Below are 17,225 nucleotides of genomic sequence, written 5' to 3'. Positions count from 1 at the left end.
ACAGCACCATCGCCGTCTTGCCCTTGGCGAAGTCGCTCAGGGACTGGTTCTGGGAGTACTCGGCGTTGCTGACCGGGATGACCTTGTCCTTGGCCATCAGGTCGACGTACTGCTTGACCGCCGCGACGGCGTTGTCGTTGGTGAAGTCGGGCTTGCCGTCGGCGGTGAAGAAGTCGGCGCCGTGCTGCTTGGCGAGGACGAACACCTGGTGGATGTTCTCGGAGAGGTTCGAGCCCTCGGTGCCGATGACCTGCTTGCCCGTGGCCTGGATCTTCTTGCCGTCGGCGACCAGCTCGTCCCACGTGGCCGGGGGCTTGGAGATGCCGGCGTCGGCGAAGATCTTCTTGTTGTAGTAGAGCGCGTAGGACATCGAGTACAGCGGCACGGCCGCCGGGTCCTGGCCCTGGACGCCGGTGGAGCCGAGGGCGGAGTCCACGAAGCGGTCCTTGCCGCCGATCTTCTCGAAGTTCTTCGCGTCCCACGGGACCAGTGCGCCGGTGGCCTGGAGGGAGGCGCTCCAGGTGTTGCCGATGTTGAGGATGTCGGGACCTTGGCCCGAGGTGGTCGCGGTGAGGATCCGGTTCAGCAGGTCGGCCCAGGGCACGACCTCCAGCTTGACCTTGATGCCCGTCTGCTTCTCGAACTTGTCGAGTTCGGGCTGGAGGACCTTCTTGTCGACCTCGATGCTGGCGCCCTGGTTGGAGGCCCAGTAAGTGAGCGTCTTGGGCGAGTCGTTGGACCCGCCGCCGGTGGACGAACCGCCTCCGCAGGCCGTGGCCGCCAGGGCGAGAGACAGGGTGACGGCGCCTACGGCCGCGGCTCGGATGCTGCGCATGACTCCTGGTGTCCCTTTCCGGGGGTCGAAAGCCGTGGAGCTGCCTGCGGACGCCGACACGGCGTTCGCCTCCTGAAGTCCCCAGGGCTTAATTTAGGATGTGAGTTAAGCCCCATGAGAAGAACGGCGTCAAGAGGTGTGGTCCGTCCGGCTTGCCCGGCGCACCGGCCGAAGGGGCGGCCGGACGGCTCGGGAGAGCGGCCGTACGGGCCGTGACCTGCGGTGGGAGCACGGGGGCGCCGTTTGGCAACGGTTGTGTCTCGGCGGTCCGGGCCGAAGGGACGGCTGATGCGGAGGGGACGGCTCGTTCAGGAGGTGGGCGGCACGGAGTCGGCGGCCTGCCGACCGCACTGTGCCGTGCCGTCCTGTGCCGTGCCGTCAGGCGGTCTCGCGCACGACGAGTTCGGGATCGAAGACGATGGAGGCCGGTTCGGTGCGCTCGCCGCGGATGTGCTGGTCCAGGAGGCGGGCCATCTCCGCCGCCATCCGCTCGACCGGCTGACGGACCGTGGTGAGCGGGGGACGGCAGGTCAGGGCGATCGCGGAGTCGTCGAACCCGATCACCGCGACCTCGTCGGGCACCCGCCTGCCCCGCTCCTGGAGCAGTTGGCAGATGCCCTGCGCCATGAGGTCGTTGGCGGCGAACACGCCGTCCACGTCCGGGTGTTCGGCGAGCAGCCGCTCCATCGCCGCGACCCCGCTGTCGAGGGTGAAACCGCCCTCGGCGACCGGCACATGCGGATGCCCGTGCCGGGCCAGCGTGTCGCGGAAGCCCGCCAGCCGCTCCTGGCTCGCGGCGACGGCGAGCGGCCCGGCCACGGTGGCCGGGCGGCGGCAGCCGCGCGCCAGCAGGTGTTCCGCCGCGAGCCGGCCGCCGTCGCGGTGGTCCAGGTCCACGTAGCTCAGCGGGACCGGGCGGGCCGGGCGGGCGAACAGCACGGCGGGCAGCTTCGCGTCGGCCAGCAGCGCGGGCAGCGGGTCGTCGGCGTGGGTGGAGACGACGAGCGCGCCGTCGGCGCGGCCCTGCCGCAGATACGTGAGCACCTCGCGCCGGTCCTCGGGCGACTCGGCGAACATCAGCACCGGGTGCATGGAGCGCGGGCTCAGGAAGCCGACGACTCCGGAGACCACCCGGCCGAAGAAAGGGTCCGCGAACGCCCGTGCGGCGAAGGCCCCTTGGGTTTCCTCCGGTGCGTCGCCCGCCCCGGAGACGACCAGCGCGATGGTCTCGGCGCGCCGGGTGACCAGGGACCGGGCGGCGCGGTTGGGGGCGTAGCCGGTCCGCTCGATCGCGCGGTGCACCAGTTCCTGGATCGCCGGGTCCACGTTGCGGACGCCGTTGACCACCCGGGAGACGGTCGCCCGGGACACACCCGCCTCGCGGGCCACATCCTCCAGGGTCGGGGCCTGATTGCTCATGCCCGCACCTTAACGGGCCGCCGGAAACACCGTACAGAGCGCTCTTCCCGCACTGTCGCGGGGTGTGAACTGCCTCCGTCGCGGGGTGTGAACTGCCCGTTCGTCCCTGGGCGGACCCGCTGCCGTCTCTGGGCGGACCCCGCTGCCGGAGCGGTGGTGCGGACGGGTCGGGATGCGGTGGTGCGGGTGGGGCGCGGCGCCGACGAGGTCGCGGTGCCGGTGGGGCGCGGCGGTGCGATCCCGGTGAGGGCCTGCCGCCGGACACGCGGGTGGGCGTTGGACGGTGGTGCTGGACAAGCGGTCCCCCGGCTCCTTGGATCGTCTCGCCGGACGTACGGTGCCGCGCCCCACGGGGCCGCGCCGGAACAGTCCGGTCGCCGTCCGTGCCGGTGCGGCGCCCGCCTGCTGGAGAAGGAGTTCTGCGATGGCCGATGGGCCGATCCTGGTGCTTGCCGCGACCGGCGGGCAGGGCCGTGCGGTGACGGACGCGCTGCTGGACCGCGGTGCCCGGGTCCGGGCGCTGGTACGGGACCCCGGCCGGGGCGCCGCGCGGGAGCTGGCCGGCCGGGGCGTCGAGGTGGTGGCGGGCTCGCTGAGCGACGCGGACTCACTGGCCGCGGCGATGGCCGGGACGGCGGGCGTCTTCGCGTTCACCACCCCGTTCGAGGCCGGTGTGGAGGCCGAGGTGGAGCAGGGGCGGGCGATCCTGTCCGCGGCGGCCGAGCGGCGCGTGCGGCACCTGGTGTTCAGTTCCGTGGCCGGGGCCGACCAGGACAGCGGGGTGCCGCACTTCGAGAGCAAGGCGCGCATCGAGGCGGAGCTGACCGGCGGCGACGTGCCGTACACGATCCTGGGGCCGACGTACTTCTTCGACAACGCGCTCGGCGGCGCGGAGCGCGTCCGCGACGGCGTCCTCGATCTGCCGCTGCCGCCCGACCGGCCGTTGCAGCAGCTGGCCCGGCCCGACCTGGGCGCGTTCGCGGCCGAGGTGCTGCTCGATCCCGGCTCCTACGCCGGGCAGCGCATCGAACTGGCCGGCGACGCGCCCACCCCCGCTCAGATGGCGGCGGCGCTCGGCGCGGTGCTGGGGCGAGAGGTCCGCCATGAGCAGGTGCCGCTGGCGGCGATCGGCAGCCCGGACATGCACGCGATGTGGGCGTTCCTCAACGGCCCCGGCTACCACGTCGACATCCCCGCCCTGCACGCCGCGCACCCGCAGATCCACTGGACCCGGTTCGCCGACTGGGCCCGCGACGCCTGGGCGACCGCCGGCTGAGGGCGGGCGCGGTCCGGCACAGGGGCCTTCCGTGGGCGGCGGGGCGGGCGCGGTCCGGCGCAGGGACCTTCCGTGGGCGGCGGGGCGGGCGCGGTCCGGCGCAGGGGAGCCTCCGCTGACGGCGGGGTGCGGCCGGGCACGGGCTCGGGCGGCGGGGCGGGTGCGGCCGGGCGCGGACGTGGGCAGCGCGGGTGCGGCCGACACGGGTCTCGGCGGGGTGGGCGCGGCCGGTCAGGGGCGGCGCCGGGTTCTGTTGAGGCGGGCGGCCTGGCGGGTCAGGTGGTCGCGTTCGGCGAGGTTGGGCGCCTTGTGGGCCGCCTCGGCGTACAGCCGGCCCGCGGTCGCCAGGTCGCCGTCGCGCTCGTGGAGGTAGGCCGCGACCGCGGTGTGGCGGGGCAGGGCGGGGTCCAGTTCGGCGAGTGCCGCGAGGCCGGCGCGCGGTCCGTCGGCCAGGCCGACGGCGACCGCGCGGTTGAGCCGGACCACGGGGTTGTCGGTGAGCCGCGTCAGCTCGTCGTACCACTCCACGATCTGCACCCAGTCGGTCTCCCCGGCGGTGGGCGCGTCGGCGTGCAACGCCGCGACGGCGGCCTGGGCCTGGAACTCGCCGAGCCGGTCGCGGGCCAGGGCCGCCTGGAGGATCGCCACGCCCTCGGCGATCAGCGCGGTGTCCCACCGGCCGCGGTCCTGCTCGGCGAGCGGCACCAGGCTGCCGTCGGACGCGGTACGGGCGGCGCGCCGGGCGTGGTGCAGCAGCATGAGGGCGAGCAGTCCCGCGACCTCGGGGTGGTCCACGGCGGCGGCGAGCTGCCGGGTGAGCCGGATGGCCTCGGCGGCCAGGTCGACGTCGCCGTGGTAGCCCTCGTTGAAGACGAGGTAGAGGACGCGCAGCACGGTGGCCACGTCGCCCGGCCGGTCCAGCCGCACCCGGGAGACGGTGCGTTTGGCGCGGCTGATCCGCTGCGCCATGGTCGCCTCGGGCACCAGGTAGGCCTGGGCGATCTGGCGGGTGGTGAGGCCGCCGACGGCGCGCAGGGTGAGCGCGACGGCGGACGACGGGCTGAGCGCGGGGTGGGCGCACAGGAAGTACAGCTGGAGGGTGTCGTCGGCCGCGGGCGCCGGTCCGGGGGCCGGTTCCTCCTCGAGGACGTCCTCGCGCCGGCGGCGGGCGGCGTCCGCCCGGACCGCGTCGAGGAACCGGCGCCAGGCGACGGCGATCAGCCACCCCTTCGCGTCCCGCGGCGGATCGGCCGGCCAGACGCGGAGGGCTTCCAGCAGGGCGTCCTGCACCGCGTCCTCGGCCGCCGCGAAGTCGGCTCCGCGGCGGACGAGGGCGGCGAGGACACCGGGCGTGAGGCGGCGCAGCAGTGCCTCGTCCATCGGCGAGGTCACTCCGTGACGGTGGGGGGTTCGGTCAGGAAGGGCCGCAGCTCCAGCCACTCGTGCAGCGGCTCGCCGCCCGCGCCGGGGGCGGCCGACAGCTCTCCGGCCAGCTCCAGGGCGCGCTCGTAGGTGTCGACGTCGATCACCATCCAGCCGGCGATGAGGTCCTTGGTCTCGGCGAACGGGCCGTCGGTGACCGGCGGGCGCCCCTCCCCGGCGTAGCGGACGAAGGTGCCCTCGGGGGCGAGCGCCTGCGCGTCCACGAACTCGCCGGTCTCCTGGAGCCGGGCCGCGAAGTCCTGCATGTACTTCACATGCGCCGAGACCTCTTCCGGCGCCCACTGGTCCATGGGCACGTCGTTGGCGCAGGGCGGGGCGCCGCGGTAGTGCTTCAGCAGGAGGTACTTGGCCATGGTGCTTCTCCTCGGTGCGGATGCGATCCATTGTGGTCGCGTCGTGGTCGTGTGGCCGCGCTGTCGTCGCGCTTCACCACGGGGACGGAGCCGGTCACGGGTTCTCGACATCCTCGGGGAGATTTTCTCGGATTCTTTTTTCGGGGCCTCCGGGCCTCCGGTCTTCCTCGGGTCCCGCCTGTCCTCCTCGGCTCTGCCCGTCCTCTTCGGAGCCTCCCCTTCTCTTCGGAGCCTCCCGTCCTCTTCGGGGCTTTCCGCCCTCTTCGGGGCCGCCAGTCCTCTTCGGGGCTTGCCGTCGGGACGGCGTTCCGCCCGGTTCCGGTCCTCCGCCGGTTTCAGCCGGTGGCGGGTTCCTGAGCGGGGAGCTGGGTGAGGGTGCGGTCGGGGCGGGGGATCTCGCCGAAGTCCTCGTCGGGCGTGTCGACGGGAAGGCTGTGGATGACGGCCTCCAGCCGGGGCGGCAGGGTGGGCCGCCGGCCCCGCCAGCAGCGGCGGATCAGATCGCGGCGCACCCCTTCGGGCAGCAGGAAGCGCTGCGGCCGGTGGGGGGCCGCGGGCCGCTGCGGCGGCGGGGCGGAGGCGCGCGCGTGGGCGCGCCAGTACGCGGCGGTGCGGTGCTCGGCGCGTTGCAGATGGAGGAGGTAGAGGCAGAACGCGGCGGTGCGGTTGCCGGCTCCGGCGGCGAACTCGAACCAGAACTGCGCCTGGTCGCGGTAGCCCGCCAGATGGAGGAGGGCCGCGAAGACCAGGGCGCCCTCGGGTTCGATGTGGTCGTGGTCGACCAGCCGGGCGAGACTCAGATGCGCCTGCGGGGCGTCCACGACGAGGGTGACGGCCAGGTCGAGGTCGTGCGCGGCCTGCTCGTGCACGCTGCGGTAGCGCACGGGCGGGCGGGGGTGCGGGGCGGTCCGGTCCGGGGTGGCGCGGGCGTGGTCGGGAGCGGCGGACGCCTGCTCCGGGACGGCGCCGGTGAGGTGCGGGGCGGTGTCGGCTCGGGGCGGGGGGGTGTCGGCTCGGGACGGGGAGGTGTCGGCGGGCGGCGGGATCTCGGTGAGCGGCGGAAGGGTGTCGGCCAGGGCGGTGACACGCCGTAGGGCCGCGTCGGTGTCGTAGTCGTCGTAGGCGTCGGTGAGGGCCTGGGCCGCGTGCAGGGCGGCGTCGATGCCGGCTGGCTCATGGTCGGTGCGGGCCACTGCTAGTTGTCCGTCTCCTGGTAGGGAATGTGGAGTTCCTTGGCGAGGGATCGGCGGGCATGGCGGATGTGGGAGCGGACCGTGGCGGTGTCGATCCCGAGGTATTCGGCGACCTCGTCGGCCGGCATGCCGAGCAGGTAACGCAGGACTATCACGTCGTAACGGCGTTCGGGCAGCGTGGAGATGGCGGCGTAGAGGCCGATCTCCTGGGATATGACGCGAAGTTCGTCACGCATTTCATGCAACAGGAGCTTCTGCAGGGCGGTCTGGAAGGCCGCGTCGCCCACCTGCGGCGGCAGGCCGCGTTCGGCGAGCCAGCGGTGGACCTCCTCCTTGAGGATCAGCCAGGCGTAGCGCGGCACGGAGTCCTGGAGCAGGGCGTGCGACCAGTTCGCCCGCAGCCGGGCGCACGCGGCGTCCACGACGGCCTCGGCCGCGGCCCGGCTGCCGACCTGGGTGTGGGCGAAGCGCATCCAGAGTTTGCGATGGTAGGCGTGGAAGGCGTCGAAGGTGAGGGCGAGTCGCTCGGGCCGTACGGGCGTCCGCTGGGTGTGGGGGCCGGCCGGGCCGGGCGAGCCGTGGGAGCCCTGCGAGCCGCCGAGGGAAGGGCTCATCACACCTCGCTCTCGCCGCGGGGGCGCGCGTACGGGCGCGCGTACAGGTCCTCGTACGGGTGGTCGTACGGGTGGTCGTACGGGTCCTGCTCGTGCGGCTGTTCGTGCGGGCGTGCGCACGAGTGCCGCGGGTGGCGTACCGCGCCGCGTAAGGCGGCGGCGAGGGGGCGCCGGCCGGCGTGGGCCGGGTCGGGGGCGGAGATCCGGGCGGCGGTCTCCCGGACCGCCAGGGGTTCCAGATCGAGCTTCACTGTGGTCCTTCGTGCTGTGCACCGCACCGCTCCACGGTGGGGCGGGGTCGGTGTGGGGAGCAAACGTTTCCCACTCGCAAGCCAACCGGTCGAACGGCCGTCCCGTGCAAGGGATTCCGGAATTTTTTACACGCAGCGCAATATTGTGACTACTCACGAGTAGGGGCCGGGCGCGGTCGCCGTATCCTTTTCGCCCGCGTTTGCGGGGTACGCAGGTTGGCTTGAGCTGCACGGTTGTCCCGGCGGTGCGGACGGGGGAAGCTCGGGTGGTGCGGGGTGGCGCCGCCTGGCGCACACCCGTGTCGGATCACAGCGGCGGGAAACGGGGGCAGCGACGATGGACGGCAACGGCGGCACGCGGGCGCACGAGGGCGACGGCGGCCACGGCGATCACGGCGATCACGCCAGCGTGGTGGATCTGGAACTCGACCGGGCGCACTCGGCGCGCATGTACGACTACTTCCTCGGCGGGATCACCAACTTCCCCGCCGACCGGGAAGCGGCCGGCCGGGCCATGGCCGCCTTCCCCACCATCCTGATCGCCGCGCGCAGCAACCGCGCCTTCATGCACCGGTCCACCCGGTATCTCGCCCGATTGGGCATCGAGCAGTTCCTGGACATCGGCACGGGCATCCCGACCTCGCCCAACCTGCACGAGGTCGCCCAGGCGGTCAACCCCCGGGCCCGGATCATCTACACCGACAACGACCCGATCGTCCTGGCCCACGCGCGCGCGCTGCTGCGCAGTCACCCGGAGGGCAGCACCGCCTACATGCAGGCCGATGTCACCGACCCCGACGCGCTGTTGAAGCATCCCGTGCTCACCTCGGCGTTCGACTTCGACGCGCCCATCGCCCTCAGCCTCAACGCGCTGCTGCACTTCATCACCGACCGGCACGACGCCCACGGCATCGTGGAACGCCTGAAGGACGCCCTGCCCTCGGGCAGCACGCTGACGATCAGTCATGTCACCCCGGACTTCGACCCGGCGGCCATCGCCCGCCTCACCTCCGTGTACGAGGCGGCCGGTACGCCCGGCCAGGCGCGCACCCTGGAGGAGATCTCCGCCTTCTTCGCCGGCTGGGACCTGCTCGAACCCGGTCTCACCCCGGTGCTGCGCTGGCGCCCCGACCCGGACGAGCCGCACCTCAACGTCACCGACGCCGAGGCCGCGTTGTACGCGGGCATCGCCCGCAAACCCTGAACCGGCCGGACGCGTCGGCGGGTTCCACCGGCCCGACGGCCGGACGTCGAGCCGTTCCGCCCGTCGGCTGCCGGTCGGCCGACGGGCGAGTACGCCGGGTTTACCGGCGGCGTGACGGGTCAGGCGCACATTCGGCACTGGACGACGTACGACCGAGAGGGTGAGCAGCATGGCCGCCAGCGAGAAGGCTCGGGCCAAGGCCGAGAAGGCAGTCGGCAAGGTCGCCCAGGCGGCGGGACGCGCCGTCGGCAACCAGAAGTTGGTCGCCAAGGGCCACGCGGCGGAGGCCGCGGGCCAGGCCCGCGAGGCCAAGGAGTCGGTGAAGGACACCGGCCGGCGTTGACCGCTGAGCGTGGGTCGCCGGGAGTCGCCTCCCGCGCGTGTTCCCGGACCGGGCCGGAGCCGATGCAGGCTCCGGCCCGGTCCGTGTCGTGGAGGCGTTGTCGAGGGAATCCGCCGAGGGGCGGAGCAGGCCTCACACCCCCGCCAGTCTCCGCGCCGTCTCCGCCGCCGCTCCCCGGGGCGCGCCGCCGTCCAGGAGTTCCGTGCGGTGCACGACCCGCGGGGCGGTCAGCGGGACGGCGACGGCGCCGGGGACGCCGGTGGCCGTCGAGCGGGGCAGCAGGGTGAGGCCGTGCCCGGCCGCGGCGAGGGCGGTGAGGGTGCGCAGGTCGGTGCCGTCGTAGCGCAGGGCGGAGCGGAAGGCACCGCCGCCGGCCGCCGTACGCAGGTGAGCGAGCGGCAGGGCCGCGTCGGGGGCGTCCAGTCGGCGGGCGTCCGCGAGGTCGCCCGGGCGCAGCCCGGTTACGGCCGGCGAGGGGGTGTGCCGCGGGCAGCAGGACGCTGACGGGTTCCTCGGCGATCCCGTGCGCGGTCAGCGGCGCCCCGTCGGGCGGACGCAGCGGGTCGCTCGGAGCGGCCAGCCCGTCGACGAGGCCGAGGCCGGCGGCGCCGGTGACGACGGCGGCGGGGGTCCCGCCCGTGTCTGGACTTGCCGGTCCAAAAACGGCTTCCTACGCTCGCGGTCACAACGCGGCCGGTCCCCGGCGCCGTCTCGGGCGGCCGGGCCGACGGCGAGCGGCCGGAAGACGACCAGAAGAGGTGTGTGTCCCATGCGTGCTGTGGTGGTGGAGGAACTGGGCGGTCCGGAGGTCCTGCGGCTGCGGGAGTGGCCCGACCCCGAGCCGGGCCCGGGTGAACTGCTGGTCGAGATCGACTTCTCCGGCGTCAACTTCATGGACACCGGCTCCCGGGTCGGATACGGGCTGCCGAGGGGCGTCCCGTTCGTCCCGGGGGTCGAGGGCGCCGGGCGGGTCGCCGCGCTCGGTTCGGGCGTCAGCGGCTTCGCGGTGGGCGACCGGGTGGCGTGGGTGTACGTCTACGGCAGCTACGCCGAGAAGATCGTCGTCCCCGCCGACCAGGTCGTCCCGGTGCCGGACGACATCCCGAGCGATGTCGCCGCCGCGACGATGATGCAGGGCCTCACCGCCCACCACTTCGTCACCGAGTCGGCGCCGCTGGCCGAGGGCGAGACCGCGCTCGTGCACTCCGCCGCCGGCGGTGTGGGCCGGATGGTCGTCCAACTGCTCAAGCTGCGGGGCGTACGGGTGATCGGTCTGGTGTCGCGCGAGGAGAAGGTTCCGGTGGCGAAGGCGGCCGGCGCGGACGAGGTGCTGGTCTCCTCCGGCGGCGGCTTCGTGGACCGGGTCAGGGAACTGACCGAGAGTCAGGGAGTGCACGCGGTGTTCGACGGCGGCGGGGCCGGCACGTTCCACCCGTCGATCGAGGCGCTGCGGCGGTCCGGGACACTGGTCTACTACGGGCCGCTGATCGGCGACGTCCCCACCGTGCGGATGACCGACCTGCCCAAGAGCGTGAAGATCACCTACGCGGTGTTCGCCGACCACATCCCCACCCGGGAACTGCTGCTGGCCCACACCCGCGACCTGTTCGCCAAGATCCGCGAGGGCGGTCTGCGGGTCGACATCACCGGGCGCTACCCGCTCGCGGCGGCCGAACAGGCCCACCGGGACATCGAGTCACGGCGCACCTCGGGCAAGTTGCTGCTGACGCCGAGCCATTGAGGGGCGCGGCGCGCTAGCGAACGGGGCCCGGTCACAGGGCGGTGGCCGGGTAGCGGACGAAGAGGATGCCGTGGGCCTCGCCGTGCGGGGCGCTGTAGAGGTGTGCGGTGTCGGCCGGCCAGCGGGCCGATTCGCCCGGGCCGACGGTGCTCGGCGCGTCCAGGGCGCCCACGACGGCCGTGCCGCTGAGGATCATCAGGCTCTCCGTGGTGCCCGCGACATGGGCGGCCGACTCCTGGGTGGCGCCGGCGGCGATGGTGACGCGGAAGACGTCGGTGACCGCGTCGGCGTCCTCGTGCCGCTCGACGAGGACCGCGGTGACCGCGCTGCCGGACACGGCGCCCTCGTGGTGCTCGCCGTGCGGCGGCGCGTCGTCGGCGAGGACCGCGCTGAGCGGCCGGTTGAGGGCCGTGGTCAGGGCGTAGAGGGTGTCGAGCGTGGGGTTGCGCGTGCCGCTCTCCAGCTCCGAGAGGGTGCCCTTGCCGACGCCGGAGCGCCGTGCCAGCTCGGAGAGGGACAGGCCCCGGGCCGTGCGCAGCTCGCGCAGCCTGCGCCCCACTTCGTCGTTCAGCCCCATCGCCGGATCGCGCTCCCGCTCTCGTCGCCGTGGTCCAGGGTCCCCGTCCGCCGTGGTTGACGGGACCCGTCCGAATCTCTAGTGTTCCATAAACGGAACGTTCTGTTTATGGAACGCCCGGGGGCGACGGTCCGGCCCATCGCCCACCGCAGACACCGCACCCGCCCCCGCCGCGCCGCCTCGTCCCGGAAGTCGCCCCTATGTCCTCCTTCACCGACCGCATACGCGCGGCGGCCCCGCCGTCGGCGGTGGCCGCCGGTCTGATCGCCGTCACCGTGGGCGTCACCAGTTCGGCCGCGCTCGTGTTCACCGCGGCGAAGGCCGCGGGCGCGGGCCCCACCGAGATCGGCTCCTGGATGCTCGCGCTCGGCGTCGGGCTCGCCGTCACCTGCGTCGGGCTCTCCCTGCGGTACCGCACCCCCGTCGTCACCGCCTGGTCGACACCCGGCGCGGCCCTGCTCGCGACCACCCTCGTGGGCGTGCCGATGGGGCGGGCCGTCGGCGCGTTCGTCTTCTCGGCGCTGCTCATCCTCGTCACGGGTGTGACCGGGTGGTTCGCCCGCGCCATGGACCGCATCCCGGTGCCCCTCGCCGCGGCCCTGCTCGCCGGGGTGCTGCTGCGGTTCGGCACGGGGCTGTTCGGCACGATGCACGGCGACTTCGCCATCGCGTTCCCGGTGTTCGCGCTCTACCTCCTGGCCCGCCGGTTCCTCCCGCGCTACGCCGTGCTGGTCGCCCTCGCCGGCGGTGTCCTCGCCTCGGCGCTCGCCGGCGGCTGGCGCCTGGCCGAACTGCGGATCTCGCTCGCCCGACCGGTGTTCACCGCACCGGACTTCGACTGGCGCACCCTCGTCAGCGTGGGAGTGCCGCTGTTCGTGGTCACGATGGCCTCGCAGAACCTGCCCGGGGCGGCGGTGCTGCGCAACTCCGGCTACGACGTGCCCGTTTCGCCGCTGATGACGTGGACCGGTGCCGTCAACGCCGTCCTCGCCCCGTTCGGCGCGTTCGGGCTGAACCTGGCCGCCATCACGGCGGCGATCTGCACCGGCGAGGAGGCGCATCCGGACCGGGACAGGCGCTACGTGGCCGCCGTGTGGGCGGGCGTCTTCTACCTGTGCGTGGGTGTGTTCGGCGCGACGGTCGCCTCGCTGCTCACCGCGATGCCGCAGGCCCTCGTGCTCTCCCTGGCGGGCGTCGGCCTGCTGGCCACGATCGAGAACTCCCTGGCCACGGCCCTGTCCGACAAGGCCTCGCGGGAGGCGGCGGTCGTGACGTTCCTCGCCACCGCCTCCGGCGTCACGCTCCTCGGCATCGGCTCGGCCTTCTGGGGGCTGCTCGCGGGCATCCTCACCAGCGTGATCGCGCACACCGGCCGACGCGGCGGACCGCGTCCGGCGGCCCCGGCTCCGGCGCCGCCCGTGGCCGGGCACCGCCCGGCGGCCGGCCCGTCGGCCCCGGTCCCGGCCGACCCGTCCGCCCCGGTCCCGTCCGCCCCGGTCACCCCCGCCCCGGCCGACGGGCATCCGCCGACGACCGGCCCTCGGTGATCGCCCGCCGCCTGACGTCTGGCGCAACGCCTGCCGCCTGACGTCCGGTGGCCTGCCCGCCCAGCGGTCAGCGCACGGCCGCCGCCGTCGCCAGGCGGGTGAGGGCGGGGCGGCTGACCTTGCCGGTGGGGCCCAGCGGCATCTCGGGTACCCGCAGCAGGAGTTCGGGCAGCTTGCGCCGCTCAAGGCCGCACCGGTCCGCCAGGAAGCCGGTGAGGTCCGCCAGGGTGAGCGGCGGCGCGCCCGGCGCCTCGCGCACGCACGCGCACAGGCGCTCGCCGAGTTCGTCGTCCGGCACGCCCACGCAGGCGGCCTCGGCGATCGCCGGGTGGGTGCCGAGCGCCTGCTCCACCTCCGCCGGGCTGATGGTGTAGCCGCCGCGCACGACGATCTGCCGGAGCCGTCCCAGCACATGGAGCCGCCCCCGCGCGTCCAGACGGCCCCGGTCGCCGGTGCGCACCCAGCCGTCCGGGGTGCGGTAGCGCCGGTCGAGGTCGGGCGCCGCCACGTAGCACAGCGGTGTCATCGGGCCGCGTGCCTGGATCTCGCCGGTCGGGCCGCTGATCCGGATGTCCGTGACGGCGGGGTCGGGCAGGCCGGTGCCCGTCCCGGGGGAGAGTCCGGTGGCGGCGGTGTGGCAGTTGACGCCGTCGGAGGAGCCGTAGACGGTGATGACCGGGCGGCCGAAGCGGCGTCGGCAGGCAGCGGCGGTGGCGTCCGGCAGCGCCGCCCCGCTGGAGACCAGCGCCCGCAGCCCGCTCAGGTCCTCGCCGGGCGGTGGGGGCAGTTCGGCCAGTCGCCGCAGCATCGTGGGCACGGCGAAGACATGGGTGGGCCGGTGTTCGGTGAGGGTGCGCAGCGCCTGGCGCGGATCGTAGCTGTCCTGGACGAGCAGGGTGCCGCCGAGGGCGGCCACCGTGACCGGGGCGCCCAGCGAACCGAAGGAGGAGGCGAGCGGGACGAGGACGAGGTTGCGCATCGGTCCCGGGTCGCCGCAGGCCAGGGCGCGTACGTAGGTGGCGCGTCCGCCGGCGATCGCGTTGTGGGAGTAGGCGACCATCTTGGGCTCCGCCTCCGAGCCGGAGGAGACGAGGATGCGCGCGGGCGCCTCCGGGTCCACCGGGGACGGCCGGAAGGGGGTGCGCGCGGGGACGGCGAGGGAGCGTCCCTTCGGGTGCGTCGGCTCGGCCCAGGAGAACACGGCCTCCAGGTGGGGCAGGCAGGCCTCCGGGACCGCGTCGGAGGCGTTCTCCACGATGACCGCGCGGGCCCGGGAGCGGCCGAGCAGGCTCGCGGGACCCCGGCTGCCGTGCCCGGGCGGATACGGCAGCGCGACGGCGCCCAGTGCGGCGACGGCCAGCTCCGCCGCCACCGCCCGCCGCCCGTTGGGCACGCGTACGGCGATGATGTCCCGTGCGCCGAGGCCGCTTTCGGCCAGCCGGGCGGCGATGTGCCGTACCTCGGCGTCCAGTTGGGCATAGGTCACGGCGCCCGCCGGGTCCACGACGGCGGTCCGGGTGGGATGGGCCTCCACGTGGCCGGCGAAGAGGGTGTACAGGTCGCGGTCGGGGCAGTGGCCGCGCGCCACCCAGGCGCGGCGCAGTGCGGCGGGCACCAGGTCCCGGATCTCCACTCCGGCGGCCGAGGTCCACACACGGGTCACACGAACTCCCAGGGTGCTCGGGCGAGTACGGGGGCGAAGCGCGGGTCGCGGGCGAGGCCGGCGAGGTCGGTGCACACCGGTGTCGCCCGCGTTCCCGGCGCCGCCAGCAGGGGCAGCATCTCGGCGGTGGGCCGTCGGCGGGCCGAGGCGGCGAGCGCGGCCGGGTCCGCCGTGCGGTGCACGCCGAGGGCGCGGGCGATCCGCTCCGGACGCGCACGGCCCTCGCGGTCCAGCCACAGATGGCCGTCGAGGGTGTCCAGCGGCCGGTCGAGGACGCCCCACCGGGCGCGCCGCGGCTCCCGGGGCACGACGGCGGCGGCGGAGAGCAGCGAGGAGTCGGCGCGCCGGCCGTGTCCGGTGCGCAGCCGGGCCAGCAGCGCGGCGAGCACGGCCTGTGCGCTGACCAGGCCGCCGAGGACGTCGGTGAGGGTCATCAGGGAGGGGGCGGGCGGCTCGTCCTCGGGGCGGACGGCGGCGGCCAGGCCGCTGTGCGCCTGGACGAGGTAGTCGGTGCCCACCGGCGGCCGCGGACCGAGCGCGTCGCCCCAGCCGGACGCCCACGCGTACACCAACCCCGGCCGCACCCGGCCCAGTTCGTCGGCGTCCAGCCCAAGCCGGGCCGCCTTGCCGGGCGCCCAGTTGTGCAGGAACACGTCGGCGTCGCGGACCAGTTCGCACACGGCCCGCCGGCCCGACGGCGTGGTGATGTCGATCTCCACCACGTCCTTGCCCGCGTTGAGCGCGCCGAACCTCGCCGAACACCCCTGCGCCAAGGGCGGGATGCCGCGCATCGGATCGCCGCCGGGCGGCTCGACGCGCACCACCTCGGCGCCGAGCAGACGCAGCACATGTCCCGCGAGCGGGCCCTGGACGCGCCGGGTGGACTCCACGACCCGCAGTCCGGCGAGGGGCAGGTGTGTGCCGGGGACGTCCGCGCCGGGACGCGCGGGTGTGGGTGTGGCGGGGCCCGGGAGGGGGGTGAGCGTCCACGGCGGTGGCGCTCCCGGCGGCAGCGGGTCCTCCCGTACGGGCAGCAGGCTCGCCCCGGACCGGTCCGCCGCCGCGCGCAGCCGGGCGAGGGGGACGGTGCGTACCGTGTCGGCCAGCGCGGCCGGGAGCGGGCAGACGGCGGTGCCGAACCGGGCCTGGAACGGCCGCCAGCCATGCCGTACGGCGTCGGCGGGTGCGCCGAGTTCCCGCCAGAAGCCGATCCACGACTCGGCGTCCAGCGCTTCGAGTTCGACGCGTACGCCGTCGGCCGAGACGAACCCGGCCCCGCCGCGAGGAGCTTCGACGGCGGCCGAGGCGTCGCTCGCGGCCACCGGTTCCTCCGCCGCCGCGCTCGCCGCCGCCAGATACTGGGTGAGGGCGAGCAGCGCGGCCTGGGTCACGGAGGTGCGCACCCCGTCGGGCCGGCCGCCCCGGACCCGGGCGATCAGGGCGGCGCTGACCCCCTGCGCGGCGAGGACTCCGGCGACGGTGGTGGCGAAGTCGACGGCGAGGGGGGCCGGGCGGCCTGCGGCCAGTCCGTGGACGTGCATGATGCCGCAGGCGGCCTGCACGGCCCGCTCCTCGGTGAGTGCGAGGGGCGGTGCGAGGTCCGCCGCGGCGTGGGCTGATGCCGAGGGGGCTGCGAGGGCCGGTGCGAGGTCCGGCGGGCCCGTCCAGTCGACCCTGCAGGCGACGGTGTGCGTGTCGGGGTCGCCCAGCAGGTGCAGCAGGTGTGCGGCGACCCGGGTGGCCACCGGGGGTCCGGTGAGCGCGGCGGGCGGTGCGGCGAGCGTCATCGGTCGCCGTCCCGGGAGGCGCGCCGGGCGGCGGTCGCCCCGTCCACCGGCGGTCGCCGTCCCCGCACCGAGTACATGACGCTGGAGGCGGCGCGGAAGGACGGATCGCGCATCACCTCGCGGACGCGGGCCAGTTGGGCCTCGGTCATGCCCGCGGCCAGCAGCTTGTCCCGCAGGTGGTGGGTGTGGTGGAGCTGGAGCCGCAGGCCCGGCGAGTCGGCGGTGCGCAGCTCGATCCGGGGCTGTACGTCCACGTCGACCAGCCCGGCGGCGCGCAGGGCGGCCGGGGCGCGCCGTCCCCATTCGGGGTCGCCGCCGCCGGCCCGCATGACGGCGCGCTTGGTGGCGAGGAACGTCTCGTACAGCCGCGCGGACTCCTCGTCCGGGGCGAGCAGCGGTGGTTCGTAGGAGGTGTCGAACTCCTCGATCTGGAGCCAGCCGCCGGGTGCGAGGGACCGTACCAACTTGTCCAGGACGGCGAGGCGTTCGGGGATGTGCTGGAGGACGAGGCGGGCGACGACGAGGTCGAAGGCGGCCTCGGGGAGCGGGTCGGTGACGGCGTCGTGCCGGACGGCGGTGAGGCCGGGGCGGGGCTGGATGTGGTGGGGTTTGAGGTCGGTGGCGATCACCTCGCCGTCCGGTGCGACGCGGTCGGCGAGCCAGCGGGCGACGCTGCCGCCGCCGGAGCCGATCTCCAGGCACCGCCAGCCGTTGGTGACGCCGGTCTCGGCGAGCCGGGCGAAGGTCGCGGCGTCGTAGGCGTCGGCGAGGCAGCGGTGCTGTTCGCGGCTGTGCACGCTGTCGTTGTCGAAGACGTAGCCGGGGTCCTCGGCCAGGCGTGAGGGCATGCGGTGTCTCTCTCTGTCCGTCTCGGCCGCTCTGTCTGTCTCGGCCGCTCTGTCTGTCTCGGCCGTTGTGTCTCTCGGCCGCTCTGTCTCTCGGCCGTCGTGTCTTCCTCGGCCGGGTGTCTCTCTTGACC

Annotated in this window: 16 protein-coding genes and 1 pseudogene; 5 read left to right on the top strand and 12 right to left on the bottom strand. The window is 74.5% G+C overall.

What is annotated here, in order from left to right:
• Positions 1–835: ABC transporter substrate-binding protein (locus K7787_RS21180; RefSeq protein WP_223002559.1), on the bottom strand; the 835-nt coding region annotated here is incomplete at its 3' end.
• Positions 836–1,213: 378 nt separating this feature from the next.
• Entirely contained in the window at positions 1,214–2,254 is a 1,041-nt protein-coding gene (locus K7787_RS21175; RefSeq protein WP_223002558.1) for a LacI family DNA-binding transcriptional regulator, read from the bottom strand.
• A 424-nt stretch (positions 2,255–2,678) separates the two neighbouring features.
• Between K7787_RS21175 and K7787_RS21170 the strand changes: the two genes are divergently transcribed.
• A complete protein-coding gene (locus tag K7787_RS21170) occupies positions 2,679–3,530 on the top strand; it encodes an NmrA/HSCARG family protein (protein ID WP_223002557.1) in 852 nt (283 codons plus the stop codon).
• Positions 3,531–3,761: 231 nt separating this feature from the next.
• Here K7787_RS21170 and K7787_RS21165 read toward each other — a convergent pair whose 3' ends face one another.
• The 5 genes from K7787_RS21165 to K7787_RS21145 all read right to left on the bottom strand — a co-directional run bounded on the left by K7787_RS21165 (position 3,762) and on the right by K7787_RS21145 (position 7,384).
• Complete coding sequence (locus K7787_RS21165; protein ID WP_223002556.1) at positions 3,762–4,910, bottom strand: RNA polymerase sigma factor; 1,149 nt, start codon at positions 4,908–4,910, stop codon at positions 3,762–3,764.
• An 8-nt stretch (positions 4,911–4,918) separates the two neighbouring features.
• Positions 4,919–5,326, bottom strand: a complete 408-nt coding sequence (locus K7787_RS21160) for a YciI family protein (protein WP_223002555.1) — start codon at positions 5,324–5,326, stop codon at positions 4,919–4,921.
• A gap of 335 nt (positions 5,327–5,661) precedes the next feature.
• Positions 5,662–6,519: a glycoprotein gene (locus K7787_RS21155; protein ID WP_223002554.1), complete on the bottom strand. Its 858-nt coding sequence runs from the start codon at positions 6,517–6,519 to the stop codon at positions 5,662–5,664.
• 2 nt (positions 6,520–6,521) lie between these two features.
• Complete coding sequence (locus K7787_RS21150; RefSeq protein WP_009192645.1) at positions 6,522–7,133, bottom strand: sigma-70 family RNA polymerase sigma factor; 612 nt, start codon at positions 7,131–7,133, stop codon at positions 6,522–6,524.
• On the bottom strand, positions 7,133–7,384 hold the full coding sequence (locus K7787_RS21145; RefSeq protein WP_223002553.1) for a hypothetical protein: 252 nt from the start codon (positions 7,382–7,384) through the stop codon (positions 7,133–7,135). Before K7787_RS21145 ends, K7787_RS21150 begins: the two co-directional genes overlap by 1 nt.
• A 337-nt stretch (positions 7,385–7,721) precedes the next feature.
• On the opposite strand from K7787_RS21145, the gene K7787_RS21140 reads away from it, so the two are divergent.
• Both K7787_RS21140 and K7787_RS21135 read left to right on the top strand, forming a co-directional pair.
• Positions 7,722–8,588 (top strand): SAM-dependent methyltransferase, encoded by an 867-nt coding sequence (locus K7787_RS21140; protein ID WP_223002552.1) that lies wholly within the window; start codon positions 7,722–7,724, stop codon positions 8,586–8,588.
• 169 nt (positions 8,589–8,757) lie between these two features.
• Complete coding sequence (locus K7787_RS21135; RefSeq protein WP_019979825.1) at positions 8,758–8,931, top strand: CsbD family protein; 174 nt, start codon at positions 8,758–8,760, stop codon at positions 8,929–8,931.
• Between the two features lie 132 nt (positions 8,932–9,063).
• Here the strand turns inward: K7787_RS21135 and K7787_RS31855 are convergent.
• Positions 9,064–9,559 (bottom strand): annotated as a pseudogene (locus tag K7787_RS31855) (LysR substrate-binding domain-containing protein); the annotation flags it as partial.
• Between the two features lie 141 nt (positions 9,560–9,700).
• Between K7787_RS31855 and K7787_RS21130 the strand changes: the two are divergent.
• Positions 9,701–10,672 carry a quinone oxidoreductase family protein gene (locus K7787_RS21130; RefSeq protein WP_223002551.1) on the top strand — a complete coding sequence of 324 codons (972 nt, stop codon included), beginning with the start codon at positions 9,701–9,703 and terminating at the stop codon, positions 10,670–10,672.
• A 31-nt stretch (positions 10,673–10,703) separates the two neighbouring features.
• On the opposite strand, the gene K7787_RS21125 is transcribed toward K7787_RS21130, so the two are convergent.
• On the bottom strand, positions 10,704–11,249 hold the full coding sequence (locus K7787_RS21125) for a helix-turn-helix domain-containing protein (protein WP_223002550.1): 546 nt from the start codon (positions 11,247–11,249) through the stop codon (positions 10,704–10,706).
• 200 nt (positions 11,250–11,449) lie between these two features.
• Here K7787_RS21125 and K7787_RS21120 point away from each other — a divergent pair, with 200 nt between their 5' ends.
• On the top strand, positions 11,450–12,796 hold the full coding sequence (locus K7787_RS21120) for a benzoate/H(+) symporter BenE family transporter (protein WP_223002549.1): 1,347 nt from the start codon (positions 11,450–11,452) through the stop codon (positions 12,794–12,796).
• Positions 12,797–12,863: 67 nt separating this feature from the next.
• Here the strand turns inward: K7787_RS21120 and K7787_RS21115 are convergent, their stop codons facing one another.
• The 3 genes from K7787_RS21115 to K7787_RS21105 are packed head-to-tail and all read right to left on the bottom strand — an operon-like array spanning position 12,864 to position 17,094.
• Entirely contained in the window at positions 12,864–14,459 is a 1,596-nt protein-coding gene (locus K7787_RS21115) for a class I adenylate-forming enzyme family protein (RefSeq protein ID WP_223002548.1), read from the bottom strand.
• Positions 14,456–16,246 (bottom strand): CoA transferase, encoded by a 1,791-nt coding sequence (locus K7787_RS21110; protein ID WP_223002547.1) that lies wholly within the window; start codon positions 16,244–16,246, stop codon positions 14,456–14,458. The genes K7787_RS21115 and K7787_RS21110 overlap by 4 nt, the downstream gene beginning before the upstream one ends.
• The gene (locus K7787_RS21105; protein ID WP_223002546.1) at positions 16,243–17,094 is read right to left on the bottom strand and encodes a class I SAM-dependent methyltransferase; all 852 of its coding nucleotides are present in this window, start codon (positions 17,092–17,094) and stop codon (positions 16,243–16,245) included. Before K7787_RS21105 ends, K7787_RS21110 begins: the two co-directional genes overlap by 4 nt.
• Positions 17,095–17,225: the final 131 nt, after the last annotated feature.

It is taken from the genome of Streptomyces sennicomposti, from assembly GCF_019890635.1.
Lineage (GTDB): Bacteria > Actinomycetota > Actinomycetes > Streptomycetales > Streptomycetaceae > Streptomyces > Streptomyces sennicomposti.
The sequence above is the reverse complement of the archived record's forward strand: the minus strand, read 5'-3'. Positions and strand labels throughout refer to the sequence as shown.